The 23,062-nt window shown below is 71.3% G+C and carries 22 protein-coding genes; 9 read left to right on the forward strand and 13 right to left on the reverse strand.

Annotated elements, in window-relative coordinates; translation table 11 throughout:
- The 6 genes from sepX to galU all read right to left on the reverse strand — a co-directional run.
- Window positions 1–916: divisome protein SepX/GlpR (gene sepX, locus ACWDSL_RS26690; RefSeq protein WP_450489505.1), on the reverse strand; the 916-nt coding region annotated here is incomplete at its 3' end.
- A gap of 150 nt (window positions 917–1,066) precedes the next feature.
- The gene (locus tag ACWDSL_RS26695) at window positions 1,067–1,669 is read right to left on the reverse strand and encodes a GNAT family N-acetyltransferase (RefSeq protein ID WP_450489507.1); all 603 of its coding nucleotides are present in this window, start codon (window positions 1,667–1,669) and stop codon (window positions 1,067–1,069) included.
- Between the two features lie 17 nt (window positions 1,670–1,686).
- Complete coding sequence (locus ACWDSL_RS26700) at window positions 1,687–2,313, reverse strand: MogA/MoaB family molybdenum cofactor biosynthesis protein (RefSeq protein WP_450489579.1); 627 nt, start codon at window positions 2,311–2,313, stop codon at window positions 1,687–1,689.
- A 14-nt stretch (window positions 2,314–2,327) separates the two neighbouring features.
- Window positions 2,328–2,810: a cyclic pyranopterin monophosphate synthase MoaC gene (moaC, locus tag ACWDSL_RS26705; protein ID WP_089505281.1), complete on the reverse strand. Its 483-nt coding sequence runs from the start codon at window positions 2,808–2,810 to the stop codon at window positions 2,328–2,330.
- A gap of 71 nt (window positions 2,811–2,881) precedes the next feature.
- The gene (gene glp / locus ACWDSL_RS26710) at window positions 2,882–4,318 is read right to left on the reverse strand and encodes a molybdotransferase-like divisome protein Glp (RefSeq protein WP_450489509.1); all 1,437 of its coding nucleotides are present in this window, start codon (window positions 4,316–4,318) and stop codon (window positions 2,882–2,884) included.
- Window positions 4,319–4,322: 4 nt separating this feature from the next.
- Window positions 4,323–5,225: a UTP--glucose-1-phosphate uridylyltransferase GalU gene (gene galU / locus ACWDSL_RS26715; RefSeq protein ID WP_450489511.1), complete on the reverse strand. Its 903-nt coding sequence runs from the start codon at window positions 5,223–5,225 to the stop codon at window positions 4,323–4,325.
- Between the two features lie 72 nt (window positions 5,226–5,297).
- On the opposite strand from galU, the gene ACWDSL_RS26720 reads away from it, so the two are divergent.
- Window positions 5,298–5,903, forward strand: coding sequence for a 5-formyltetrahydrofolate cyclo-ligase (locus ACWDSL_RS26720; RefSeq protein ID WP_450489513.1), 606 nt, complete (start codon window positions 5,298–5,300; stop codon window positions 5,901–5,903).
- A 178-nt stretch (window positions 5,904–6,081) separates the two neighbouring features.
- Here the strand turns inward: ACWDSL_RS26720 and ACWDSL_RS26725 are convergent, their stop codons facing one another.
- Complete coding sequence (locus ACWDSL_RS26725) at window positions 6,082–8,826, reverse strand: penicillin acylase family protein (RefSeq protein ID WP_450489515.1); 2,745 nt, start codon at window positions 8,824–8,826, stop codon at window positions 6,082–6,084.
- A 210-nt stretch (window positions 8,827–9,036) separates the two neighbouring features.
- Here ACWDSL_RS26725 and ACWDSL_RS26730 point away from each other — a divergent pair, with 210 nt between their 5' ends.
- From ACWDSL_RS26730 to mscL, 5 genes are all read left to right on the forward strand, one after another.
- Window positions 9,037–10,545 (forward strand): potassium/proton antiporter, encoded by a 1,509-nt coding sequence (locus tag ACWDSL_RS26730; protein ID WP_450489517.1) that lies wholly within the window; start codon window positions 9,037–9,039, stop codon window positions 10,543–10,545.
- A 139-nt stretch (window positions 10,546–10,684) separates the two neighbouring features.
- Window positions 10,685–11,035: an FmdB family zinc ribbon protein gene (locus tag ACWDSL_RS26735; RefSeq protein WP_450489519.1), complete on the forward strand. Its 351-nt coding sequence runs from the start codon at window positions 10,685–10,687 to the stop codon at window positions 11,033–11,035.
- 99 nt (window positions 11,036–11,134) lie between these two features.
- On the forward strand, window positions 11,135–11,995 hold the full coding sequence (locus ACWDSL_RS26740; RefSeq protein ID WP_450489521.1) for an S-methyl-5'-thioadenosine phosphorylase: 861 nt from the start codon (window positions 11,135–11,137) through the stop codon (window positions 11,993–11,995).
- A 344-nt stretch (window positions 11,996–12,339) separates the two neighbouring features.
- The gene (locus tag ACWDSL_RS26745; protein ID WP_450489523.1) at window positions 12,340–12,870 is read left to right on the forward strand and encodes an RcpC/CpaB family pilus assembly protein; all 531 of its coding nucleotides are present in this window, start codon (window positions 12,340–12,342) and stop codon (window positions 12,868–12,870) included.
- Between the two features lie 57 nt (window positions 12,871–12,927).
- On the forward strand, window positions 12,928–13,398 hold the full coding sequence (gene mscL / locus ACWDSL_RS26750) for a large conductance mechanosensitive channel protein MscL (protein WP_089505288.1): 471 nt from the start codon (window positions 12,928–12,930) through the stop codon (window positions 13,396–13,398).
- A 19-nt stretch (window positions 13,399–13,417) separates the two neighbouring features.
- Here the strand turns inward: mscL and ACWDSL_RS26755 are convergent, their stop codons facing one another.
- Both ACWDSL_RS26755 and ACWDSL_RS26760 read right to left on the reverse strand, forming a co-directional pair.
- Window positions 13,418–13,615 carry a hypothetical protein gene (locus tag ACWDSL_RS26755; RefSeq protein WP_450489525.1) on the reverse strand — a complete coding sequence of 66 codons (198 nt, stop codon included), beginning with the start codon at window positions 13,613–13,615 and terminating at the stop codon, window positions 13,418–13,420.
- A 21-nt stretch (window positions 13,616–13,636) separates the two neighbouring features.
- A complete protein-coding gene (locus tag ACWDSL_RS26760; RefSeq protein ID WP_450489527.1) occupies window positions 13,637–14,170 on the reverse strand; it encodes an AMP-binding protein in 534 nt (177 codons plus the stop codon).
- A 154-nt stretch (window positions 14,171–14,324) separates the two neighbouring features.
- On the opposite strand from ACWDSL_RS26760, the gene ACWDSL_RS26765 reads away from it, so the two are divergent.
- Together ACWDSL_RS26765 and ACWDSL_RS26770 are read left to right on the forward strand one after the other, a co-directional pair.
- On the forward strand, window positions 14,325–15,545 hold the full coding sequence (locus tag ACWDSL_RS26765) for a P1 family peptidase (RefSeq protein ID WP_450489529.1): 1,221 nt from the start codon (window positions 14,325–14,327) through the stop codon (window positions 15,543–15,545).
- 57 nt (window positions 15,546–15,602) lie between these two features.
- Window positions 15,603–16,628 carry a pyridine nucleotide-disulfide oxidoreductase gene (locus tag ACWDSL_RS26770; protein WP_450489531.1) on the forward strand — a complete coding sequence of 342 codons (1,026 nt, stop codon included), beginning with the start codon at window positions 15,603–15,605 and terminating at the stop codon, window positions 16,626–16,628.
- A gap of 100 nt (window positions 16,629–16,728) precedes the next feature.
- Here ACWDSL_RS26770 and ACWDSL_RS26775 read toward each other — a convergent pair whose 3' ends face one another.
- The 3 genes from ACWDSL_RS26775 to ACWDSL_RS26785 all read right to left on the reverse strand — a co-directional run bounded on the left by ACWDSL_RS26775 (window position 16,729) and on the right by ACWDSL_RS26785 (window position 20,660).
- Window positions 16,729–18,864, reverse strand: a complete 2,136-nt coding sequence (locus ACWDSL_RS26775) for a PTS fructose transporter subunit IIABC (RefSeq protein ID WP_450489533.1) — start codon at window positions 18,862–18,864, stop codon at window positions 16,729–16,731.
- Between the two features lie 93 nt (window positions 18,865–18,957).
- Window positions 18,958–19,902: a 1-phosphofructokinase gene (gene pfkB, locus ACWDSL_RS26780; protein WP_450489535.1), complete on the reverse strand. Its 945-nt coding sequence runs from the start codon at window positions 19,900–19,902 to the stop codon at window positions 18,958–18,960.
- A complete protein-coding gene (locus ACWDSL_RS26785; RefSeq protein ID WP_014179044.1) occupies window positions 19,899–20,660 on the reverse strand; it encodes a DeoR/GlpR family DNA-binding transcription regulator in 762 nt (253 codons plus the stop codon). Before ACWDSL_RS26785 ends, pfkB begins: the two co-directional genes overlap by 4 nt.
- Before the next feature lie 267 nt (window positions 20,661–20,927).
- Between ACWDSL_RS26785 and ACWDSL_RS26790 the strand changes: the two genes are divergently transcribed.
- Window positions 20,928–21,665 (forward strand): 3-oxoacyl-ACP reductase family protein, encoded by a 738-nt coding sequence (locus ACWDSL_RS26790; protein ID WP_450489538.1) that lies wholly within the window; start codon window positions 20,928–20,930, stop codon window positions 21,663–21,665.
- Between the two features lie 144 nt (window positions 21,666–21,809).
- On the opposite strand, the gene ACWDSL_RS26795 is transcribed toward ACWDSL_RS26790, so the two are convergent.
- A complete protein-coding gene (locus tag ACWDSL_RS26795) occupies window positions 21,810–22,811 on the reverse strand; it encodes a sigma-70 family RNA polymerase sigma factor (protein WP_450489540.1) in 1,002 nt (333 codons plus the stop codon).
- Window positions 22,812–23,062: the final 251 nt, after the last annotated feature.

Raw genomic sequence — 23,062 nt, forward strand, 5'->3', positions numbered from 1 at the left:
GAAAGGGGGCAAGAGTGGACACAACGGACAGTGAATCAGCCTCGGCGAGTACACCGCAGATCCGGGCTGGAGCTGGGGCGGGGGCCGGGGCCGGGCGGGCGGCCTCGGCGCGGGCGGGCGGCTCGGCGGGGCCGCCGTCGTCGGTGGGGTCCTCGGCGGGCGGGCGGGGGTGCGGACGGCGCTCGCGGAGGCGCTGGGCGGCCAGCTCGGCGCGGCGTTGGTCCATGGTGAAGGCGAAGCGGCGGCGCTCCTGGGTGCGCAGATAGGCGATGTACGCGCTCAGCAGGACGGCCGGGAGGGCCGGGGCCCACAGGAAGGTGAGGCCGCCGACCGCCGCGACGACCGCGCCGAGGGTGAAGGCGAGGAAGAGAACGATGGTGGTGCGCCGACGGCGCGCGAGCACCTTCGCGCGCCCACTGCGGGCCGCGGCCGTGGGAGCCGACCCCGAAGACCCGGAAGGACCGGAGGGCCCGGAAGAGCCAGAAGGACCGGAAGTGCCGGAAGGGCCGGAGGAGGGGGCCGGGGCGGGGCTGTCGGCGGGTGGGGCGGGGGGTGGCACCGGCGTGCGCATGGTCACGGGGTCGGCGAACGCCCGGACGTCGACCGCGTCGGTCACGGCGTCCGGTTCGGCCACGCGCCGGTCCGGGGCGACGGGGTCTGCCCCGGCCTCGCGGCGGTCCGTATCGTCGGCGCGGCCCTCCTGGTTCTCCAGGCCCCCCAGGACCTCGAGCTCCGCCCGTTCTTTGGCGTATCGACGCTCCATTCCCGCCCGCCCGGACAACAGCCGGATGGCGGTACTGAAGCGCTCCGTGGGACGGGCTTCATTGAGCTCGTCCTGCCTACGGAGCCACATCGGTACCAAATAGGCGGCCCAGGCCCCGACGATGACTGCGTAGATGAGGCCACTGCTGCTCACGGTCACACGGTAGAGGGGTCTGTGCGAGGCCATCTGCCAATTGGCGCGGTGTGTCGCACGATCTGGCTGATATCTCGAACTTTTTTTGTGATTGGTGGGATGACCAGGTTGGGAATGTGCTCAAATGCCGGGCGTTTTCGAACACATATTTTATTTCTGTGATGCGCTGGGCCTCGTCCGGTGCCACCGGGTCAACAATCCCTCCGGAACCTCCTCCGCCGTGAGGGCGAAGACCAGGTGATCACGCCAGGCGCCGTCGATGTGGAGGTAGCGGGGGCGCAGCCCCTCTTCGCGGAATCCCAGTTTTTCGACCACTCGCCGGCTCGGTCCGTTCTCGGGCCGGATGCACACCTCGATGCGGTGCAGTCCGACCGTACGGAAGCAGTAGTCGGTGGCGAGCGCGACGGCGGTCGGCATCACTCCGCGGCCGGCGACCGCCTCGTCGATCCAATAGCCGATATGGCCCGAGCACATCGAGCCCCAGGTGATCCCGGCCACGGTCAGCTGTCCGGCCAGCCGTCCCCCGTATTCGACGACGAACGGCAGCATCCGCCCGGCGTGTGCCTCGGCGCGCAGATGGCGGACCATCTGGCGGTAGGTGGGCCGGTGGGTGACGGGGCCGGTGGGCGGGGGCGGCGGAATGGTGGCCTCCCAGGGGCGCAGCCATTCGCGGTTGCGCTGGTTGACCTCGCGCCAGGCACGCTGGTCACGCAGCTTTATGGGGCGGAGGACCGTATCGCCGTCCGCCAGCATGACGGGCCAGGGCGCGTTCAGCTCGCGCTCCCGAGAGAACCGGCAGGCCCCGCAGAACCGGCGGGACCAGTGAGGTCGGCAGGACCCGCAGCACCCGCAGGACCCGTGCGATCGGCAGCACCAGTGGAGCCGGCGGGATCAGGAGGGTCCGCGGGTCTGGGGTGGTCGCCGCCGTGCAGCTGCTCGACCGCGTGGACCAGGATCCGCCCCAGGACCGCGAGCCCGTCCCGTACGCCGCCGGTCGACCCGGGCAGGTTGACGATCAGGGTGGTGCCGGCGACCCCGGCCAGGCCGCGGGAGAGCGCGGCGGTGGGCACCTTGGCCAGCCCCTCGGCGCGGACTGCCTCCGCGATGCCCGGAATCTCGTAGTCGAGCACTCGGCGGGTCGCCTCGGGGGTGTGGTCGGTGGGCGAGATCCCCGTGCCGCCCGTGGTCACCACCACATCGTACGAAGCGGCGACCGCCTCGCGCAGGGCCGCTTCCACCGGGTCGCCGTCGGGGACCACGCGCGGCCCGTCGACCGCGAGGCCCAGCGCCGCCAGCCCGTCCACGAGCAGCGGGCCGCCCTTGTCGGCATAGACCCCGGCGGCGGCGCGGTTGGAGGCGGTGACGACCAGGGCGCGGTAGGCCGGCGAGCCGCTCATACTCGTCAGGCCCGTCATGTCCGGCTCCAGTCGCCGGACTTGCCGCCCGTCTTCTCCTCCACCCGTACGTCCGTGATGACCGCGGACTTGTCCACGGCCTTGACCATGTCGATCACCGTCAGCGCGGCCACGCTGACCGCCGTCAGGGCCTCCATCTCGACGCCCGTACGGTCGGTGGTGCGGACCGTGGCGGTGATCTCCACGGCGTCGTCGGCGACCGCGAGGTCCACGGTCACGCCCGAGAGCGCGAGCGGATGGCACAGCGGGATCAGGTCCGGGGTGCGCTTCGCGCCCATGATGCCCGCGATGCGCGCGGTGGCGATGGCGTCGCCCTTGGGGACGCCATCGCCGCGCAGCAGCTCCACGACGCGCGGGGCGACGAGCACGCGGCCGGTGGCGCGGGCAGTGCGGGCGGTGACGTCCTTGTCCGAGACGTCGACCATGCGCGCCGCGCCCGATGGGTCGAGATGGGTGAGATGGTCCTGGGCGCTGCTCATCGTTCTCCCGGTCCGGGCCAGGTGGCTCCTGTGGGACGACACCGTACCCGCCGCGGGCGGCAGCCAGGCGCCTAGGTGAGCAGGACGACGTCCACTTCGGCGCCGGCGGCGACCTCCGTGGTCTCCTCGGGGACCACGATCAGCGCATTGGCGTGCGCGAGCGCCTTGATCAGGTGGGATCCCGCGCCACCCACAGGGGTGACGAGGCCGGTCTCCGCATCCATCCCCGGCGGCTCGTACCAGCCGCGCAGGAACTGGCGCCGCCCCCGCGGGGAGGACCCGACGCCCTCGGGGCAGCGGGCCCGCACGATGGGGCGGTGGACGGGGCCGGTGCCCATCAGGGTGCGGATCGCGGGCCGTACGAACAGCTCGAACGAAACATAGGAGCTGACCGGGTTCCCGGGGAGGGCGATGAACGGGACGCGGTCCGGGCCGACCCGCCCGAAGCCCTGGGGCTTGCCCGGCTGCATGGCCAGCTTGCGGAAGTCGACCTCCCGCATGGCCTCCTTGACCACGTCGTACGCGCCGACGCTGACGCCACCGCTGGTGACCACGATGTCCGCCCGGCTCAGCTGGTCCTCGATGGTCGCCCGCAGCGTCCCGGCGTCGTCGGCGACCGCGCCCACCCGGAAGGCGATCGCCCCGGCGTCCCGCGCGGCGGCGGTGAGCTGGAAGCTGTTGGAGTCGTGGATCCGGCCCGGGCCCGCCTCCTGGCCGGGCTGGACCAGCTCGCTGCCGGTCGACAGCACCACCACGCGCGGCCGCGGCCGCACCCTGACGGTGGCGCGCCCGAGCGCGGCCAGCAGCCCGATCTGCGGCGCCCCCAGGAGCGTGCCGGCGGCCAGCGCCAGCTCGCCCGCCCTGGCGTCGCAGCCGCGGGGGCGCACATGCTGCCCGGTCGTGGCCGGGCGGTACACCCGCACCCTGCCGCTCGCGCCCTCAGGGGCCTCGCTGTGGGCGGGCATGGCGGTGACCGGCCCCCGGCCGAGGCCGCCGTCGGTCCACTCGACGGGCACGACGGCCTGGGCACCGGGCGGCAGCGGGGCGCCGGTCATGATGCGCGCGGCCTCGCCGGGCGCGACGGCGGGCGCGGTCTCGCTGCCCGCCGCGATGTCTCCGATGACGGTGAGCACCGCGGGGTAGTCCTCGGTCGCAGCCGCGATGTCGGCCGTACGGACGGCATAGCCGTCCATGGAGCTGTTGTCGAACGGCGGGAGGGCCGCGGGGACGGTGACGTCCTCGACGAGGACGCAGCCCTGGGCTTCGAGCAGCTGCAGCTCGATCGGGTCGAGGGGGTGGAGATGGTCCAGGATGTCGTCGAGATGCTCGGCCACCGTCCAGAAACGGTCCGCGCCCCGGCTCTCGCCCCGGCCCTCGCGCCTGCCGTCGCCGCTCCGGCCCCCGCCCCGATCCTCGCCCCGACCCGGCCCGGACGAGCCGGACCGCGGACCCGGCCCCGGCTCCTGGTCCGGGCCCTGGTCGGTGGCGCGTGCTGCGGTGCTGCTCACAGTGCTACATCTCCTCGGTGACGTAACGGCGAAGCCAGTCCCGGAAGTCCGGGCCCAGGTCTTCACGTTCGCACGCGAGTCTGACAATGGCACGCAGATAGTCGCCACGGTCGCCTGTGTCGTAGCGGCGCCCCTTGAAGACGACCCCGTGGACCGGCCCGCCGAGGTCCGGATCGGCGGCGAGCGCCTGCAGGGCGTCGGTGAGCTGGATCTCGCCGCCGCGCCCGGGCTCGGTGGCGCGCAGCACGTCGAAGATGGCGGGGTCGAGGACATAGCGGCCGATGACGGCGTAGTTGCTGGGCGCGTCGGCCGGGTCCGGCTTCTCGACGAGCCCGGTCACCCGCACCACGTCGCCGTCCAGGGTCGGCTTGACCGCGGCGCAGCCGTAGAGGTGGATCTGGGCGGGGTCCACCTCCATCAGGGCGATGACGCTGCCGCCGTGCTCCTCCTGCACCTCGACCATGTGGGACAGGAGCGGATCGCGGGCATCGATGAGGTCGTCGCCGAGGAGGACGGCAAAGGGCTGGTCACCGACGTGCGGGGCGGCGCAGAGCACGGCGTGGCCGAGGCCCTTGGGGTCGCCCTGGCGGACGTAGTGCATGGTCGCGAGATCGCTGGATTCCTGCACGCGGGCGAGTCGGGTCTCGTCGCCCTTGCGGCTCAGGGCCTCTTCGAGCTCGTAGTTGCGATCGAAGTGATCCTCCAGGGGCCGCTTGTTACGGCCCGTGACCATGAGCACATCGGACAGCCCGGCGGTGACGGCTTCCTCGACGACGTACTGGATCGCCGGCTTGTCGACGACCGGCAGCATCTCCTTGGGGGTGGCCTTCGTGGCCGGCAGGAAGCGGGTTCCAAGCCCCGCAGCGGGGATGACAGCCTTGCTGATCCGAGTACGCGCTTGAGTCATGTACTGAACCCTATCGGGTGCCTTTAAGCGGTTAATGAGGGTTCGGTGAATATGGCATGAGACAGGAAGTTTATGCACTCAGTGATCAATGCCGAAGGTAGTAAGCCGGAGTTGCGGCGAAGCCTCATCGCGGTGAGAGCCAGGTTGACGGCGGATGACATCGCGGACGCCCAGGCGCGTCTGGCGTGTCGCGCGCTGGAGCTGCCGGAGCTCGCGGAGGCGGGGACGGTGGCCGCGTATGTCTCGGTGGGCAGCGAGCCCGGCACACGGGGCCTGAGGGAGGCGCTGCGCGCACGGGGCGTACGGGTGCTGCTCCCGGTTCTGCAGGAGGACAACGACCTCGACTGGGGCCCGGACGAGGGCCCCGAGCGGCTGGTGCGCGCCAGGCGGGGGCTGCTGGAGCCGGACGGACCGCGGCTGGGCCCCGAGGCGGTCACCAGGGCGGACGTCGTGCTGCTGCCCGGGCTCGCGGTGGACCGGCGCGGGGTGCGCCTGGGTCGCGGCGGCGGTTCGTACGACCGGGTGCTGGCCCGGCTGGACCGGGCGGGGGCCCAGCCGGCGCTGGTGGTGCTGCTGTACGACGGCGAGGTGCTCGACGAGGTCCCGGGTGAGGCCCACGACCGGCCGGTGCACGCGGCGGTCACGCCCTCGGCGGTGCACCGCTTCCGGTCCCTTTAAGCGAGCCCCTATACGACTACGACTCAGTCGGGCCTCTATACGACCACGACGTAGGCGGGCCTCTATACGACTACGGCTTAGGCGAGCCTCTATACGACCGCACGCCCCTCGCGAAACCTGTCCGCCGTATGGGCGGGGGTCTCGCGGGGGGCGTGCGTAGGCGCGCCGGCGGGAGGGGTCAGGGCGTGAGCGCCAGCTCGTCGTCCGTCGACTTCTTCACCGCGCTCTTGCTGAAGGACCAGGGCAGCAGCTCACCTTTCGCCCACTTCTCCGTCTGGTCGGTGTAGTGCGCGTTGTAGGCGTGTCCGGAGGCGCCGGTGAGGTTGATCCACCGCGACTTGTCCAGATCGTCGAGGTTGACGACCATCCGCATGGACGGCACCCACGTGACGTCGTAGCCGCCCGCCGCGTTCCACCCGGTGGCGTTGACCGCGGCCTCACCGCCGGACAGGTTCCAAGGGCCGCGGTTGAGGAGCCACTGCACCACTCCCGGGCCGTCGGTGCCCAGAGTCTGGTTCTTCAGCGTCAGCCGGTGCAGTCGGCCCCAGCTCCAGCTGTTGATGTCCTTGCCCAGCTTGGCGGTGAGCTCGGCACGCGCGTCCTTCATGGCCTCGCCCAGGAGCTCGTCCCGGTTGGTGGCGGCCGGCTCCAGGCGGCTGCCGGTGGTCTTCCACCAGTGGTTCTTGGGGTCCTTGATGATCTTCCGAAGGACCTCGTACCAGCGGTCGCCGCCGTCCGGCTGGGCCGATGCCGCGTCGCGCTGACCGCATTCCCGCACCAGCCGCGCCTTGCCGTTCAGGTCGTCGGCGGGGCCGGAGTCATCGGCGGGCCGGACGCGCAGACACTGGCCCTTCACCCGCAGCTCCTTCGGAAGTTTATTTCCGAACGCGAGCATAAGGACGTTGCGATAGACGGCGTTGAAGTAGGCGGCGGCCGGGGAGTCAGAGTCCTGGGTGTAGTCCCAGCCCTCCAGGAGCTTCTGCGCCTCCCTGACGAAGTCGTCCTTGATGTTGATCTTCAGCAGGTAGGGGGTCAGTAGTTCGGCGATCTCGCTGCTGTTGTCCATCTGCATGGACTGCATGTCATCGGTCGAGATCTTCCCGTTGTCCTTGATCTTCGACTCGATCAGGTCGGTTATCCGCTGGCTGCGCGCCCCGTATCCCCAGTCGTCGGTCAGCTTGTACTTGTAGTCCTTGCCTATGACGGCCTGGTTGGCGGTGACGATGTAGCCCCGCTTGGGGTCGTAGTCCCAGGGCAGCTCGGACTGCGCGATGTAGCCGTTCCAGTCGTAGCGCGAGTCCCAACCGGGCGCCGGGTAACGCCCGTCCCCCTTGGCGCGCGTGGGGATCTTGCCGGGCGCCTGGTAGCCGATGTGGTTCTTGGTGTCGGCGTAGATCAGGTTCTGGGACGGGACGGCGAAGTCGCGGGCCGCCTTGCGGAAGTCGGTGAAGTTCTTGGCGGTGTTGAGCCCGAAGACCGCGTCCATGGTGTTGGACGGGTCCAGCGCGGTCCAGCGCAGCGAGACCGCGTAGCCGTCACCGCGGTCGGGTGCCACATCGCCGACGTCGCTGCCGACCGGTGCGCTCTTGCCGACGTCCCCGAGCTCGTCGTCGCGGTCGGAGACGATCGGGCCGTGCCGGGTCGAGCGGACAGTGATCGTCCGGGACTTGCCGCCGGCGACCTTGATGGTCTCCTCGCGGGTCTTGAACGGCGTCTGCTTGCCGTCGTAGAGGTAGCCCTGGTTGGTGACCTTCTCCAGGTAGAGGTCGGTCACGTCGGCGCCCAGGTTGGTCATGCCCCAGGCGATGTCCTGGTTGTGGCCTATGACGACCCCCGGCATACCGGAGAACGTGAAGCCCGCCACGTCGTACGGGCACGCGGCGCTGACCTGGTTGCAGTGCAGGCCCATCTGGTACCAGACGGACGGCAGCTGCGGGGCCAGATGCGGGTCGTTGGCGAGCAGCGGCTTGCCGGTGGTCGTGTACCGGCCCGCGATCACCCAGGAGTTGGAGCCGATGCCGGTGCCGTTCGGGCCGAGCAGCGCCGGTACGTCGTCGAGGGTCTTGGAGAGCGAGGTGAGCTGGGTCTGGAAGCCCTGGGTGGCGTCCGCGACCCCGTTCGCGGTGGAGTCGGCGGAGGTGCCCGTCGAGGTCGCCTTGGGGTCGAAGTCGCCGGTGGTCTCGTCCACCGCGCCCTCACCCACGATCGGCTTGTTGCGGCTGTACGGATAGGCCGGGTACAGCTCTTCGATCTCCTCGGGCTTCAACCGGTTGGAGGCCAGCGCGCGGTCGACCTCGTCCTGCATATTGCCGCGCAGATCCCACGCCATGGCCTTGAGCCAGGCCACCGAGTCGACCGGGGTCCACTTCTCGGGCTTGTAGTCGTTCTCGAACTCCAGAGCCGCGTACTCGACGGACAGCTCCTTGCCCTGGTGGTCCGCGAGATAGGCGTTGACCCCGTCGGAATAGGCCCGCAGATACTTCTTGGTGGTCGGCGACAGCTTGGTGTCGTACTCCTGCTTCGCGACCCGGTGCCAGCCCAGGGTGCGCAGGAACGCGTCGGTCTCCACCTGTCCGGAGCCGAACATCTCGGAGAGCCTACCGGCCGTCATGTGGCGGCGTACGTCCATCTCCCAGAAGCGGTCCTGGGCCTGGACGAACCCCTGGGCGCGGAAAAGATCCTCAGGGGTGTCGGCGTAGATCTGCGGTATCCCGTAACCGTCGCGCTTGACCTGTACGGGCCCGGACAGCCCCTTGAGCTGCAGCGATCCCGTAGTCTCCGGGAAGGAGGCACGCACCGTACTGATGCTCCAGTACGTGCCGTATCCGACGCCCCCCACGAGCAGCAGCACGACTGCGATCACGATCAGGCGGGCACGTCGGCCCTTCTTCTTGCCAGAAGGGCCGTTTTTGTTGGCGGGCATCGCTGTCCTTCGGAGGGGCAGGGTGATCCTGGAGTGCTGGAGCAACCATAGGCGCAGCGCTGTCGCTGCCCCTACGCGGAGTCATGACTCGGGCCGCCCACCGGCCACCACCCGCGAAAAACCCATGTGAGCCACTCGCGTCAAGAACCCGTAAAATGTTAGGTAAGGCAATGAAGTTCCGGTCGGTCGGGGAGCCTTCCGGCCGCTCCCGTGAGAAAGGTTCGGCCGCTGACTGTCCACCACCTCAACGAACTCCTGCTGATCTGCTCTCTCGTCCTGCTCGTAGCGGTGGCGGCCGTCAGGGTCTCGACGCGCAGCGGGCTGCCGACCCTGCTCATCTACCTCGGCCTCGGCGTCGCGATCGGGCAGGACGGGATCGGCGTCGTCTTCGAAGACGCCGAGCTCACGCAGGTCCTCGGCTATGCCGCGCTCGTGGTCATCCTGGCCGAGGGCGGCCTCGGCACTAAGTGGCGGGAAATCAAACCCGCCCTCCCCCTCGCCGCGGTGCTGTCCACCGTGGGGATCGCGGTGAGCGTCGGGGTCACGGCGGCGGCCGCGCACTATCTGGTCGGCCTCGACTGGCGGCAGGCGCTGATCATCGGCGCGGTGGTGTCGTCCACCGACGCGGCGGCAGTCTTCTCGGTGCTGCGCAAGGTGCCGCTGCCCAGGAGGCTCACGGGCACCCTGGAGGCGGAGTCCGGCTTCAACGACGCCCCGGTGGTGATCCTGGTGGTCGCCTTCTCCGCCCAGGGCGCGATAAGCCCGTGGTACGTGATGCTCGGCGAGATCGCCCTGGAGCTGACCATCGGCGCCGTGGTGGGGCTGGCGATCGGCTGGCTGGGGGCGTACGGCCTGCGGCATGTGGCGCTGCCCGCCTCAGGTCTGTACCCGATCGCGGTGATGGCGATCGCCGTGATCGCGTACGCGGGCGGGGCACTGGCCCACGGCTCCGGCTTCCTCGCCGTCTACCTGGCCTCGTTGATCTTGGGGAACGCGAAGCTGCCGCACTGGCCGGCGACGCGCGGCTTCGCCGAGGGGCTTGGCTGGATCGCGCAGATCGGGATGTTCGTGCTGCTCGGCCTGCTGGTGACCCCGCACGAGCTGGGCGACGACGTCTGGCCGGCCATCGGCGTCGGAATGGCGCTCACCATGGTGGCCCGGCCGCTCTCGGTGCTGGTCAGCTCGGCGCCCTTCCGGATTCCGTGGCGGGAGCAGGCACTGCTGTCGTGGGCGGGGCTGCGCGGCGCGGTGCCGATCGTGCTCGCCACCATCCCGATGGTCTCGAACGTGCCCGACAGCCGCCGCGTCTTCAACATCGTCTTCGTGCTGGTGATCGTCTACACCCTGGTCCAGGGCCCGACGCTGCCCTGGGTCGCGCGCCGGCTGCGCCTGGGCGAGGAGGAGGCCGCGGCGGACCTCGGCATCGAGTCGGCGCCGCTGGAGCGGCTGCGCGGGCATCTGCTGTCGCTGTCGATCCCCAAGGACTCCAAGATGCACGGCGTGGAGATCGGCGAGCTGCGGCTGCCGACGGGGGCCGCGGTCACCCTGGTCGTACGGGACGGGAAGAGCTTTGTGCCGCAGCCCTCGACCGTGCTGCGGCGCGGCGACGAGCTGCTGGTCGTGGCCACGGACCCGGTGCGGGACGCGGCCGAGGAGCGGCTGCGGGCGGTGGGCCGGGGCGGCAAGCTGGCGGGCTGGCTGGGCACGAGAGGCGAGTGACGGGGCGGGCCGCGCGGTTGCCGGCCCGGGCCACGTGGCCTGGGTCACCGTATGGCCCGCCGCAGTGGACTGGCGGGCAGGAATACTGCACTATGGAGCGTCGTTAGCACTCATTGAGTGAGAGTGCCAGGAGGAGTAAGTGCCGACCTATCAGTACCAGTGCACCGAGTGTGGCCAGGGCCTCGAGGCGGTGCAGAAGTTCACCGACGACGCGCTCACCGAGTGCCCCAACTGCAAGGGACGCCTGAAGAAGGTGTTCTCGGCGGTCGGCATCGTTTTCAAGGGCTCGGGCTTCTACCGGAACGACAGCCGCGGCTCCTCGTCCAGCAGCACGAGCGGCGGCTCGTCCAAGTCGGCGGCCGCGAAGAGCGAGGACTCTTCGTCCTCGTCTTCGTCCTCCTCCTCGGACACGTCTTCGTCGTCGTCGAGCTCTTCGTCCGGCTCGGGCTCGTCGTCGTCCACGTCGAGCAGCACCTCGTCGGCCGCCTGACGCGCGACCGCCTCAATCGCATACGACATCCCGCCGCTCTCCCTTGGGGGAGAACGGCGGGATGTCGTATGCGCGGACGGCGCTGGCTAGGGTGATCGCATGGCGGAGACCACCAGCAGCACGTATGCGGAGATGGCGGAGATAGGGGTCATCGGCGGGTCGGGGTTCTACTCCTTCCTCGACAACGTGACCGAGATCACTGTCGACACCCCCTATGGCGCACCGAGCGATTCGCTCTTCCTCGGCGAGATCGCCGGGCGGAAGGTCGCCTTCCTCCCGCGCCACGGCCGTAAGCACCACCTGCCCCCGCACCGGATCAACTACCGCGCCAACCTGTGGGCGCTGCGCTCGGTCGGCGTGCGGCAGATCTTCGGCCCGTGCGCGGTGGGCGGGCTGCGGCCGGAGTACGGGCCGGGCACGCTGCTGGTGCCGGACCAACTGGTGGACCGCACGAAGGGCCGCGTCCAGACCTATTTCGACGGCGAGGCGCTGCCGGACGGGCGGGTGCCGAACGTGGTGCACACCACCTTCGCCGATCCGTACTGCCCGACAGGGCGGCAGATCGCGGTGGCGGCGGCACGTGGGCGCGACTGGGAGCCGGTGGACGACGGCACGCTGTGCGTGATCGAGGGGCCGCGCTTCTCCACCCGGGCCGAGTCGCGGTGGCATGCGGCGCAGGGGTGGTCGGTGGTCGGCATGACAGGGCATCCGGAAGCGGTACTGGCCCGTGAACTGGAGCTCTGCTACACGTCGTTGACGCTGGTCACAGACCTGGACGCAGGGGCGGAGACGGGCGAGGGGGTCTCGCACGGGGAAGTGCTGCGGGTGTTCGGGGAGAACCTGGAGCGGCTGCGCGACGTGCTGTTCGACGCTGTGGGCGCACTGCCGGCCACCGAGGCGCGGGACTGTCTGTGCACGCATGGGCACGACGGCTGGGACCTGGGGATCGAACTGCCGTAGCGGACGGCGGGCTTACTCGCACGGGTGACGGAGTTATCCACAGCCTGGGGGTTGTGCACAGGGTCCAGCGGGATCCGGCGAGGGCGGGCATCGTGAAGGGGCAAGAAGCTCCTGACCTCTCACGACAGGCGGTGATTGCCGTGTCCGACCCGTTCCTTCGCTCTCCATCCCTTTCACCCTCCTCGTCCCCTCTATCGCCTCCATCCCTTCCGCCTGTTCCATCCCTCTCCTCGCCTTCGGCGTCTTCGGCGTCTTCGCCCGCGTCCCGGCCCCGCTCGGCTCCGTCCTGGGCCGAGCGGTCCCGTCGCACTCCCCCGACGTGCGCGGTGCCACGGTTCGGACCGGTGCGGGTGAGCCGAGGCGGAGATCGGCTGCGGCGCGCGTTACGGCGGCGGCGGCGCTCGATGGCGGCGGGTCTGGCGTTGAGCGCGGCCGCGCTGGCTGCCGCCGCGCCCTCCGGCGGCTCCGACCCACGTCCGGCGGCGTCCTCGCCACCGGACGACGGCCGACACAAGCCGCCTCCGGCCGTGGTGTCCACGCCGGTGCGGATCGCCGACGCGGCGTCCGTGCGGCTGTTGCGCCCCGGCGACCGAGTGGATGTGCTGGCCGCCCCGGGATCCGATCAGACCCGCGGCCCGGCCGCCGCGCAGGTGGTCGCTCGTGGCGCGCGGGTGACCGATGTGCCGCGGCCGGGGCGTGTGGCGGCGGCGGACGTCGAGACCGGAGATCTCGGAGCGACGGGTGGCGGGGCGGCGGGTGGCGGGGCGGCGGGTGGCGGGGCGCTGGTGGTGCTCGCGGTGCCGCGGCCTACCGCGGCGGCCCTGGCCGGTGCGGCGGCCACATCGAGGTTGGCGGTGGCGCTGTGCCGCTCTTGACCGTAGGTTGCGGAGCCGTCCGCTCCAGAATTGGTGCGGCAAGAGAGAGGCAAAGGGTTGAGCGAGGAAAAGAAGAGCGTCGTGGAGGGCTTCAAGGCCTTCCTGATGCGTGGCAACGTCATCGATCTGGCTGTCGCGGTCGTGGTCGGAGCCGCGTTCACGAGTGTCGTGAACTCCATAGTGAAGGGCCTGATCAATCCGGTCGTCGGCGCCTTCGGCACCAAGGACCTGGAGAAGTACCGCTCCTGCCTGGAGGCCCCCTGCGAGACGAACGCCGCGGGCGAGGTCACCAAGGGCATCCCCATCCTCTGGGGGACCGTGCTGAGCGCCGTGCTCACCTTCCTGATCACAGCGGCGGTGGTGTACTTCCTGATGGTGCTGCCGATGTCGCGCTATCTGGCGCGGAAGGCCGCCAAGGAGCGGCAGGAAGAGGAGAAGCAGGCCGAGACGGAGAGCGCCGAGATCGCGCTGCTCCGCGAGATAAGGGACGAGCTGATCGCGCAGCGCGGCAGCCGATCGAGCACCTGAGCCCTCGGGGCTCCGGAGCTCAGAGGTGGTGGGGCGGCTTCTCGTCGAGGAAGCGGGCCAGGTCCGCGGCGCTGTCGGTGCCATCGCCGACGTCGCCGCCGGGCGACCGCTCACCCCAGCCGCGGTCCGTGTCGTCCGAGGACTGCCGCGCCAGCGGATCGTCGAAGATCAGCGCGGCTGCCGGGTCGCGCGGTCCGGGGTCAGGGGCGGTGCTCATGCGTCAAGAGTACGGCCGGTCTCACGGCGCGTCGGCGAGGGCGGCGGCGGCCAGCTGCTCGTGCCACCACAGGTCCCGGCCGGGCGTCCAGGACACGGGGCGGGCCAGGCGGTGGACGACCAGGACCTTGGGGATCCGCCTGCTACCCGCCAGCGCCCGGTCGATCAGCGGCTTGAGCGACTGCGGCTCCCCGCACCGCCAGTCGCCGTCCGCGGTGATCAGCACCTTCGCGTCCATCCCCGCCAGCCGCTCGCGCAGCTCATGGACGCGCAGCCCGACAGGGAGGGTGGAGCGTACGGCGTCGAGGCGGCCGCAGGCGAGCGTGGCGATCACGGACTCGGGGATCAGCGGCAGATGCACTGCCACCCGGTCTCCCGGGCCTACGCCGAGCCTGGTCAGGGCCGCCGCCGCCCGACCCGCCTGGTCCAGCAGTTCGGCGTGCGTCAGCTCTTCCTCGCAGTCCGGCTCACTGATCCAGCGGAGGGCCACCCGGGGTATCTGCCGCGCGGCGGCGGCCAGGGTCGGGAGCTCCTCCGTCCGAGACGTACTGGGCACGTTGGTCTTCCTTCGGACGCGGGCGAACGGCATATCGCACAGCCTGCCGTCGGCCAATCAACGTCTGATGAACGTCCTGTTGATGAGGGCCCCGTCCGAAGGCTCCTGTGCCCGCGGGCCCTTCGCCACGGCTTCCGTGCTACGCATAGCGCCCATGGATACCGACCGGACAACACCCCGACCCGCCCGCCCCGGCCAGGTCGACGCCCTGACAGATGTACCCGGACTGCGCATCGGCCATGCGCGGCGGACCGACAGCGGATGGCTCACCGGCACAACCGTCGTGCTGGCCCCCGAAGGAGGTGCGATCGCCGCGGTCGATGTCCGGGGCGGCGGCCCCGGCACCCGCGAGACCGACGCCCTCGATCCGCGCAATCTGGTCCAGCGCGTCGATGCCGTCGTGCTGACGGGCGGCAGCGCGTTCGGGCTGGACGCCGCCTCCGGAGTGGCCGCCTGGCTGGAGGAGCGGGGCCGCGGCTTCCGGGTCGGACCGGACCCGGCCCAGGTGGTGCCGGTCGTACCGGCCGCCGCCCTCTTCGACCTCGGGCGCGGGGGCGACTGGCGGGCCCGGCCGGACGCCGCGCTGGGGCGCGCGGCCATCGACGCCGCAGCCGGTACGGACATGGGCGCGCCGGTCGCGCAGGGCAGTGTGGGGGCCGGCACGGGCGCGGTGGCGGGAGGAATCAAGGGAGGCATCGGATCGGCGAGCGTGGTCCTGCCGTCCGGGATCACCGTGGCCGCCCTGGCGGCGGTCAACGCGGCGGGCTCGGTGGTCGATCCGCTGACGGGCGCACTGTACGGGGAGTGGTTCGGCGAGCCGTACGAGCCGTACGGGCCAGCTGAGTTGGCGCGGGGCGACGGCCGGGCGCGGCGCCCCGGCGAGGCGGAACACGCCAGGGCGCAGCGTCGACTGGCCGCCGCGCGGGCCGAGTCGGAGCGGCGCTCGGCGGCCTCCGTACGGCCCCCGCTGAACACCACGTTGGCGGTGGTTGCCACGGACGCGGTGCTCACCCGCGCCCAGGCGCACAAGCTCGCGGGCACGGCACATGACGGCCTGGCGCGCGCTGTGCGGCCGGTGCATCTGCTGTCCGACGGCGACACGGTCTTCGCCCTGGCGACGGGCGACCGCCCGCTCGTGCCCGAGGGCGCCGACGGCGGGCAGGACCCGGCGTTCGGGGTGCATATGGAGGCCGGGGCGCTGAACGAGGTGTTGGCCGCAGGGGCGGACGTGCTGACGCGGGCGGTGGTCAAGGGGGTACTGGCGGCCGAGGGGGTGGACGGGCCGGGGGGCGTATTCCCCTCGTACCGCGACCTGTACGGCCCCGGACAGGCCGGACCGGAGGACGAGACGGAGGACGGGGTCGGAGCCCCGTAGAGGGACCCGTTGGGAGAGCCCCGCGGAGACGGGGCGAGGGGAGTTGAGGGGAGCCCGATGACGGACACCACCGCGGTGGACACCACCGCCATGGATACCTCCGCCGTGAATACCACCGCAATGGAGGCCGACTTGATCGTCGTCGGCGGTGGCCCGGCCGGCTGCGCCGCCGTGGTGATGGCCGCGGGCCTCGGTATGCGGTCCGTGCTCGTCGATCCGGGTGAGGCGCTGTGCCGGACGCTGGAGCGCATCCCGGTGCTCGGCAATGTGCTGGGCTTCTCCACCGGCCCGGCTCTGGCGGCGGCGATCACGGCCGATGTCGCCCGCAGCGGCCTGTGCCGGGTGGAGCTCGGTCGGCGCGCCGTGCGGATCGGTGCCTATGAGGACCGGGTGGAGGTGACCGCCGTGCCCACGGGGGCGTCCGGTTCCGGTCTGCTGCTGACCGCGCCGTACGCCGTGGTCGCCACCGGTGTCGGGCCGCTGCGGCCGGAGGACGTGGGGTGGATCGACGGTCGGGAGGGGATGGCGCTGCCTCCGCTGTGGGAGGCGGACCCGGCCGCGCTCACCGGCCGTACCGCGCTGGTCCTCGGCGCCGACCGGCCGCTCGGCACATTGCTGCGGGCCCATCCGGGCCTGGAGAGCCGGTTCGTCGTGGCCTGTCCGCCGGGTGACGCGTACAAGGCCGAGGAGATCGCCCAGGACCCGCGGGTCGAACTGGTGCCGGTCCGCCATCTGACCCTCGTACCGCCCTCGCCCGGGGAGCCACCCGTGCCCGGGGCGCCGCTCACGGCCGAGGTGTTGACCGTGGAGGGCGACCGGCGGACCCTGACCTGCCACCTTGGGTTCCGGAACCTCGGCAGCGGCCCGACACCGCCCGGCGGGGACCTCTCCGCCGACGCCTCGGGCTACTGTCCGCCCTCCCGTCAGCACCCGAGGGTCTTCACCGCGGGCGATCTGCGCTCCGCCCGCTTCCAGCGGATCGCGACCGCCATGGGGTCGGGCAGCGAGGCCGCGCTCGGCGCCTACTACGCATCGCGCGACCTGCCGACGGAGGTGACGGATGATGTACCGCCCCGCGCATGACTCGGCGGTGAGACGGAGGGGGTCCGTGTCACCGCCGAGGGGAGCACGCCGCGGATGGCGGCGGTGGATGTGGCAGTGGTTGTGGTGGAGGCCGGCCAGGTCAGACCGTGACGGGCACCTTGGTCTCGCCGCCGGCACCGGCGCCCGTGGCGGGCTCACCGTCGGCGGCCGGGGTGGCCGTCTCGGGCGGGGTGGTCTTGCGCATCCCCTTGAGGACGATGACCAGACCGGCCGAGACCGCCGTGCCCGCCGCGATGGCCAGCAGGTACAGGAACGGCTGGCCGATCAGCGGGACCACGAAGATGCCGCCGTGCGGGGCGCGCAGCGTGCACTCGAAGAGCATCGACAGCGCGCCGGTGACCGCGCCGCCCACCATCGAGGAGGGGATCACCCGCAGCGGGTCCGCCGCCGCGAAGGGGATCGCGCCCTCGCTGATGAAGGAGGCTCCCAGCACCCAGGCCGCCTTGCCGTTCTCCCGCTCGGTCTTGGTGAACAGCTGCCCGCGGACGGTGGTGGCCAGGGCCATGGCCAGCGGCGGGACCATACCGGCCGCCATCACCGCGGCCATGATCTTGAGGCTGCCGGTGCTCGGGTCCGACACCCCGATACCGGCGGTCGCGAAGGCGTACGCGACCTTGTTGACCGGGCCGCCCAGGTCGAAGCACATCATCAGGCCCAGGATGACGCCGAGGATGATGGCGTTCGTGCCGGAGAGGCCGTTGAGCCAGTCGGTCATGCCCTTCTGTGCGGAGGCGATGGGCTTGCCGATCACCACGAACATCAGGAAGCCGACGATCGCCGAGGAGATCAGCGGTATCACCACGACCGGCATGATGCCGCGCAGCGACGCCGGGACCTTGAACCGCTGGATGCCCATGACGACCGCGCCCGCGATCAGACCCGCGACCAGACCGCCGAGGAAGCCCGCCTTGATGGTGGTCGCGATGTAGCCACCGACGAAGCCGGGCACCAGACCGGGCCTGTCGGCCATGCCGTAGGCGATATAGCCCGCCAGGACCGGCACCAGGAAGGTGAACGCGGCCCCGCCGATCTGGAAGAGCAGCGCCGCCCAGCTGTCCGTCTCGGTCCACACGAAGTGGTCGGCGACGGACTTGGCACTCGCGATCTCGTAACCGCCGATCGCGAAGGCCAGCGCGATCAGCAGACCGCCCGCGGCCACGAACGGGACCATGTAGCTGACGCCCGTCATCAGCCACTTGCGCAGCCGGGTGCCGAAGCGGTCGCCGGACTCGCCGGCCCGGTCCATCGGCGCCGAGCGGTCGGCGCCCGCGGAGGCGGCGGCCGGTGTGCTGATCTCGCCGCGCGCGGCCTTCTCGCGCACCTCGGCGATCAGCTCCGCCGGGCGGTTGATGCCCGCCTTCACCCCGACGTCCACGGTCGGCTTCCCGGCGAACCGCTCCTTGTCCCGCACCTCGACGTCATGCGCGAAGATCACCGCGTCGGCGGCGGCGATGGTCGCGGGGGTGAGTCTGTCGAACCCGGCCGAGCCCTGGGTCTCGACCACCAGCTCGATCCCGGCGTCCTGAGCCGCTCTCTCCAGCGACTCGGCTGCCATATAGGTGTGGGCGATGCCGGTGGGGCAGGAGGTGACGGCCACGATCCGGAAAGGCTCGGAAGCCGCAGCCGCCGCGGGCTCGGACCCGGCAACGGAAGCGGCCACACCCGACGCGGCAGCCGCCTGGTCGCCAGACGTGGCGGTGGCCTGGTCGACGGAGGCGTCGGCCGACGGGGTCTTGGTGCTCGCCTCGGCATCGGTCGCCGTCGACGACTCCGGCTGGTCGCCGCGGATCAGGGCAGCCGCCTGTCGCGGGTCCTCGGCCGCGCGCAGGGCGCCGGTGAACTCGGGGTTCATCAGCTGGCGCGCCAGGCTGGACAGGATGGTCAGGTGATCGCTGTCCGCGCCCGCGGGGGCGGCGATCAGGAAGATCAGGTCGGCCGGCCCGTCCGGGGCGCCGAAGTCGATGCGCGCGGCGCTGCGCCCGAAGGCCAGGGTCGGCTCGGTGACATGCTCACTGCGGCAGTGCGGTATGCCGATGCCGCCGTCCAGGCCGGTCGGCATCTGCGCCTCACGGGCTGCCACGTCGGCGAGGAAGCCGTCGAGGTCCGTGACGCGGCCGGCCGCGACCATGCGTTCGGCGAGCGACCGGGCAGCCGCTTCCTTGGTATCGGCGGACAGGTCCAGGTCGACCAGGTCCGCGGTGATCAGCTCACTCATCTCGCGGCTCCCTTGCGTGCGGTACCGCCCCGGGGAAGGTGGGCGGCAGAGTGGGGACTGGGGGTGGGAGGGGGTGGGACGGGGTCGGGCTGGTCACGCGGGCTCCGTGAGTGCGCGGTCCAGCGGGACGTCCGCGGTCGTGGTGACGGCGGACGGGTCCAGATCGGCCGGGGTGGGCATGACGCTGCCCGGCAGTTGTACGGCGGCCGCGCCGTGGGCCACGGCCGAGGCCAGGGCGGCCGGCCCGAGGCCGCCCGCCGCGAGGAATCCGGCGAGGGAAGCGTCGCCCGCACCGACATTACTGCGGACGGCGGCGACCTGAGCCACGCCGAAGTAGGTGCCCGTCTCGTCGACGAGCAGCTGGCCGTCCGCGCCGAGGCTGGCCAGGACGGCGCGCGCGCCGAGCGCCCGCAGCTCCTCGGCCGCCTTGACCGCGTCGCCGATGGTGGCCAGCGGGCGGCCCACGGCCTGGGCCAGCTCCTCGGCGTTCGGCTTGACGACGTCGGGGCGCTCGCGCAGGGCCGCCGTGAGCGAGGGGCCGGAGGTGTCCAGGGCGATCCTGGCACCCGCGCGGTGGGCCCGCGCCACAAGCTCGGCGTACCACTCGGGGGCGAGCCCGCGGGGCAGGCTGCCGCAGCAGGCGATCCAGTCGGCGTCGGCGGACTGCGTCCGTACGGCCTCCAGCAGTGCCTCCGCCTCGGCGGCGGTCAGCTCGGGCCCGGCCGCATTGATCTTGGTGAGGGTGCCGTCGGGCTCGGCCACGGAGATGTTGACCCGGTTCGAGCCCTGCACGGGGACGCCCGCGGCCTCGATCCCCAGCCCGCCGAGCAGCCGCGCCAGCAGCGCGCCCTCCGGCCCGCCCAGCGGCAGCACGGCGACCGTGCGATGCCCGGCCGCGGCCACGGCCCGCGAGACATTGACGCCCTTGCCACCGGGGTCGACCCGATCGGAGGCGGCCCGCAGTACCGCGCCGCGCTCCAGCGCCGGAATCTCGTAGGTGCGGTCCAGGCTGGGATTGGGGGTGACGGTGAGGATCATACGCGCGCTACTTCCGTGCCCTGCCGCTCGATGGCGAGGGCGTCCTGCGGGCTGAGCCCGGTGTCCGTGATGAGCAGATCGACATGGCCGAGATCGCCGAACCTGGCGAAGTGCTCCTGGCCGAACTTGGACGAGTCGGCGAGGAGGACGACCCGGCGGGCGGCGGCGACCATGGCGCGCTTGACGGCGGCCTCCGCGAGATCGGGGGTGGTCAGGCCGCCCTCGAGCGAGAAGCCGTTGGTGGCGAGAAAGACGACATCGGCCTTGATCTCGCCGTAACCGCGCAGCGCCCATGCGTCCACCGCGGCGCGCGTGCGGTGGCGGACCCGGCCGCCGACGAGGTGGAGGGCGATACCGGGGTGGTCGGCGAGCCGGGCGGCGATCGGCAGCGCGTGGGTGACGACCGTGAGGTCGGACTCCAGCGGGACCGCGGCGGCGAGCCGGGCCGACGTCGAGCCCGCGTCGATGATCACGCTGCCGTCGGCGGGCAGTTCGGCGACGGCGGCGCGGGCGATGCGGTCCTTCTCGTCGGCGGCGGTGCTCTCGCGCTCGGCGAGGTCGGGTTCGAAGTCGAGACGGCCGGCCGGGATGGCACCCCCGTGCACGCGGCGGACCAGGCCCGCCCTGTCGAGCGCCCGCAGGTCGCGCCGCACCGTTTCGGCGGTGACCTGGAACTCCTCGGCAAGGGACAGCACATCCACCCGGCCGCTCTCGCGGGCCAGCCGGAGGATCTCCTGCTGCCGCTCCGGTGCGTACATGTGGGTTTACGTCCTTTCCATGCCCGAACCTGTGATTTCGCGGCCAGATTACGTCCCTAAAGCCGGGAAGTAAACAGACTCGGGCAGGAAACAATCCCGTACGGACATCCCCGGACCGAAGCCGGACGCGATCGGGCATATGTGGCGCACCAGCGCGACGTCCGAATGCCGCCGGAATCCCCGCCCCCGCCCCACGAGGATCGAGTCATGTCCTCCAGGACGACTCAATCCACAACAAAGCAACTGAAGACAGGACGAGGGACACACATGGCACTCGACGGCAAGGCGGCACTGGTCACAGGCGGCAGCCGGGGCATCGGCGAAGCGGTGGCGCTCCGGCTCGCCGAAGACGGCGCCGACGTCGCGCTGACGTATCAGAGCAACGAGGAGCGGGCGGCGGCCGTCGTCGACCGGATCAAGGCCCTGGGCCGCCGGGCCCTGGCCGTCCAGGCCGACAGCGCGGACCCGCGCGCGGTGCGCGAGGCCGTGGCCGCGGCGGCCGCGGAGTTCGGGCGGCTCGACATCCTGGTCAACAACGCGGGCGCCGGTGTGCTCGGCCCGTTCGACGACCTGACGCTGGAGGACGTGGACCGCGTCATCGCCGTCAATGTCCGCGCGCCCTTCCTCGCGGCTCAGGCCGCCGCCCACCATCTGACCGACGGCGGACGCATCATCAACATCGGCAGCTGTATGGCCGAGCGCGTCGCCTTCCCCGGCGGCTCGCTGTACGCGATGAGCAAGACGGCCCTCACCGGTCTGACCAAGGCGCTGACCCGGGAGCTCGGCCCGCGCGGCATCAACGTCAACCTCATCCACCCCGGCCCCATCGACACCGATATGAACCCCGCCGACGGGGAGAGCGCCGCCATGCAGAGCGGGCTCACCGCGCTCGGCCGCTACGGACAGCCGTCGGAGATCGCCGCGACCGTCTCCCACCTCGCCGGGGACGACGGCCGGTACATCACCGGGGCGTCGATCGCCGTGGACGGCGGCTTCGCCGTCTGAGCAGCCCAGGGTTGAGCCCCGGCGCCTGGGGGGGGAAGAGGCGCCGGGGCTCGGCCATGGGCGGCCACTGCGGACAGCGACTGGAGAGACGGACAGAGACCAGAGATAGAGAAAGACGGGGAAAGGGATACGGGGGACGGTGGCTCAGGCCGCTTCGTCGAAGCCGGTCTGGCGCGCCATCTTCTTCAGCTCCAGCAGCGCGTGCTTCTCGATCTGGCGGATCCGCTCGCGCGTGAGGCCATGCTGCTTGCCGACCTCGGTGAGCGTGCGCTCCCGCCCGTCGTCGATGCCGTACCGGGCCTTGATGATGGATGCCGTGCGGTCGTCGAGCCGGCCGATCAGATCCTCCAGCTCCTCGCTGCGCAGCAGTGTCATCACCGACTGCTCGGGCGAGACGGCCGAGGTGTCCTCCAGCAGATCGCCGAACTGAGTCTCGCCCTCGTCGTCCACCGACATGTTCAGACTGACGGGGTCACGGGCCCAGTCGAGCACATCCGAGACCCGCTCGGTGGTGGAGCCCAGCTCCGCCGCGATCTCCGAGTGCTCCGGCTCACGGCCGTGCTCACGGTTGAACTCGCGCTGCACCCGCCGGATCCGGCCAAGCTCCTCGACCAGGTGGACGGGCAGCCGGATGGTGCGGGACTGATCGGCGATCGAGCGCGTGATGGCCTGGCGGATCCACCACGTGGCATACGTCGAGAACTTGAAGCCCTTCGCGTAGTCGAACTTCTCCACCGCGCGGACCAGGCCCGCGTTTCCCTCCTGGATCAGGTCGAGAAGCGGCAGCCCGCTGCGCGGGTACCGGCGCGCGACGGCCACGACCAAGCGCAGGTTGGAGCGGATGAAGACGTCCTTGGCGCGGGTGCCCTCGACGGCTATCGCCTCCAGCTCCGCACGGCTCGCATCGGCCGCCAGGGCGTCCTCGACCTCACCGTTCAGGATGTGCTGGGCATAGACTCCCGCTTCGATTGCCTGAGACAGCTCGACCTCCTTGGCCGCGTCGAGCAGCGGGGTGCGAGCGATCTCGTCGAGATACATGCCGACCAGGTCGCGATCGGCGATCTCCCCGCCTGTGGCGCGAACACTGTTGGCCCCACCAGTGCCACTGCCGGTGGCCTGATTGCGGGCGACGGCACGGGTTGCCATGCGTGCTCCCTTACAGATGGATCGGGCGCGGACTATGGACGGTGTTCCTGCCGGGTGCCCCGTCCGATGGAAACAACGACTGGAATCCGGACAGAATTCCCATGGCGCGCACATGTTTTCGCGATCATGCAGTACCCTGTCCCGACACACGGTGTCGTTTTGCCCTTATAACACCCGGAAGTGCAGGTCAGGAAGGGTATCAAGGGCGTCCCACAGGCCCCTGCTGCCCCCTTTGGGGCCATTGAAGCCTC

Source organism: Streptomyces sp. NPDC000941 (genome assembly GCF_053599555.1).

Excerpts from the sequence above, each read along its gene's own strand:
- ACWDSL_RS26695 (WP_450489507.1), bottom strand. The coding sequence starts at position 1,669 with ATGCTGGCGGACGGCGATACGGTCCTCCGCCCCATAAAGCTGCGTGAC.
- ACWDSL_RS26700 (WP_450489579.1), bottom strand. The coding sequence starts at position 2,313 with ATGAGCGGCTCGCCGGCCTACCGCGCCCTGGTCGTCACCGCCTCCAAC.
- moaC (WP_089505281.1), bottom strand. The coding sequence starts at position 2,810 with ATGAGCAGCGCCCAGGACCATCTCACCCATCTCGACCCATCGGGCGCG.
- galU (WP_450489511.1), bottom strand. The coding sequence starts at position 5,225 with ATGACTCAAGCGCGTACTCGGATCAGCAAGGCTGTCATCCCCGCTGCG.
- ACWDSL_RS26720 (WP_450489513.1), top strand. The coding sequence starts at position 5,298 with ATGCACTCAGTGATCAATGCCGAAGGTAGTAAGCCGGAGTTGCGGCGA.
- ACWDSL_RS26725 (WP_450489515.1), bottom strand. The coding sequence starts at position 8,826 with ATGCCCGCCAACAAAAACGGCCCTTCTGGCAAGAAGAAGGGCCGACGT.
- ACWDSL_RS26740 (WP_450489521.1), top strand. The coding sequence starts at position 11,135 with ATGGCGGAGACCACCAGCAGCACGTATGCGGAGATGGCGGAGATAGGG.
- ACWDSL_RS26755 (WP_450489525.1), bottom strand. The coding sequence starts at position 13,615 with ATGAGCACCGCCCCTGACCCCGGACCGCGCGACCCGGCAGCCGCGCTG.
- ACWDSL_RS26765 (WP_450489529.1), top strand. The coding sequence starts at position 14,325 with ATGGATACCGACCGGACAACACCCCGACCCGCCCGCCCCGGCCAGGTC.
- ACWDSL_RS26770 (WP_450489531.1), top strand. The coding sequence starts at position 15,603 with ATGACGGACACCACCGCGGTGGACACCACCGCCATGGATACCTCCGCC.
- ACWDSL_RS26775 (WP_450489533.1), bottom strand. The coding sequence starts at position 18,864 with ATGAGTGAGCTGATCACCGCGGACCTGGTCGACCTGGACCTGTCCGCC.
- pfkB (WP_450489535.1), bottom strand. The coding sequence starts at position 19,902 with ATGATCCTCACCGTCACCCCCAATCCCAGCCTGGACCGCACCTACGAG.
- ACWDSL_RS26785 (WP_014179044.1), bottom strand. The coding sequence starts at position 20,660 with ATGTACGCACCGGAGCGGCAGCAGGAGATCCTCCGGCTGGCCCGCGAG.
- ACWDSL_RS26790 (WP_450489538.1), top strand. The coding sequence starts at position 20,928 with ATGGCACTCGACGGCAAGGCGGCACTGGTCACAGGCGGCAGCCGGGGC.
- ACWDSL_RS26795 (WP_450489540.1), bottom strand. The coding sequence starts at position 22,811 with ATGGCAACCCGTGCCGTCGCCCGCAATCAGGCCACCGGCAGTGGCACT.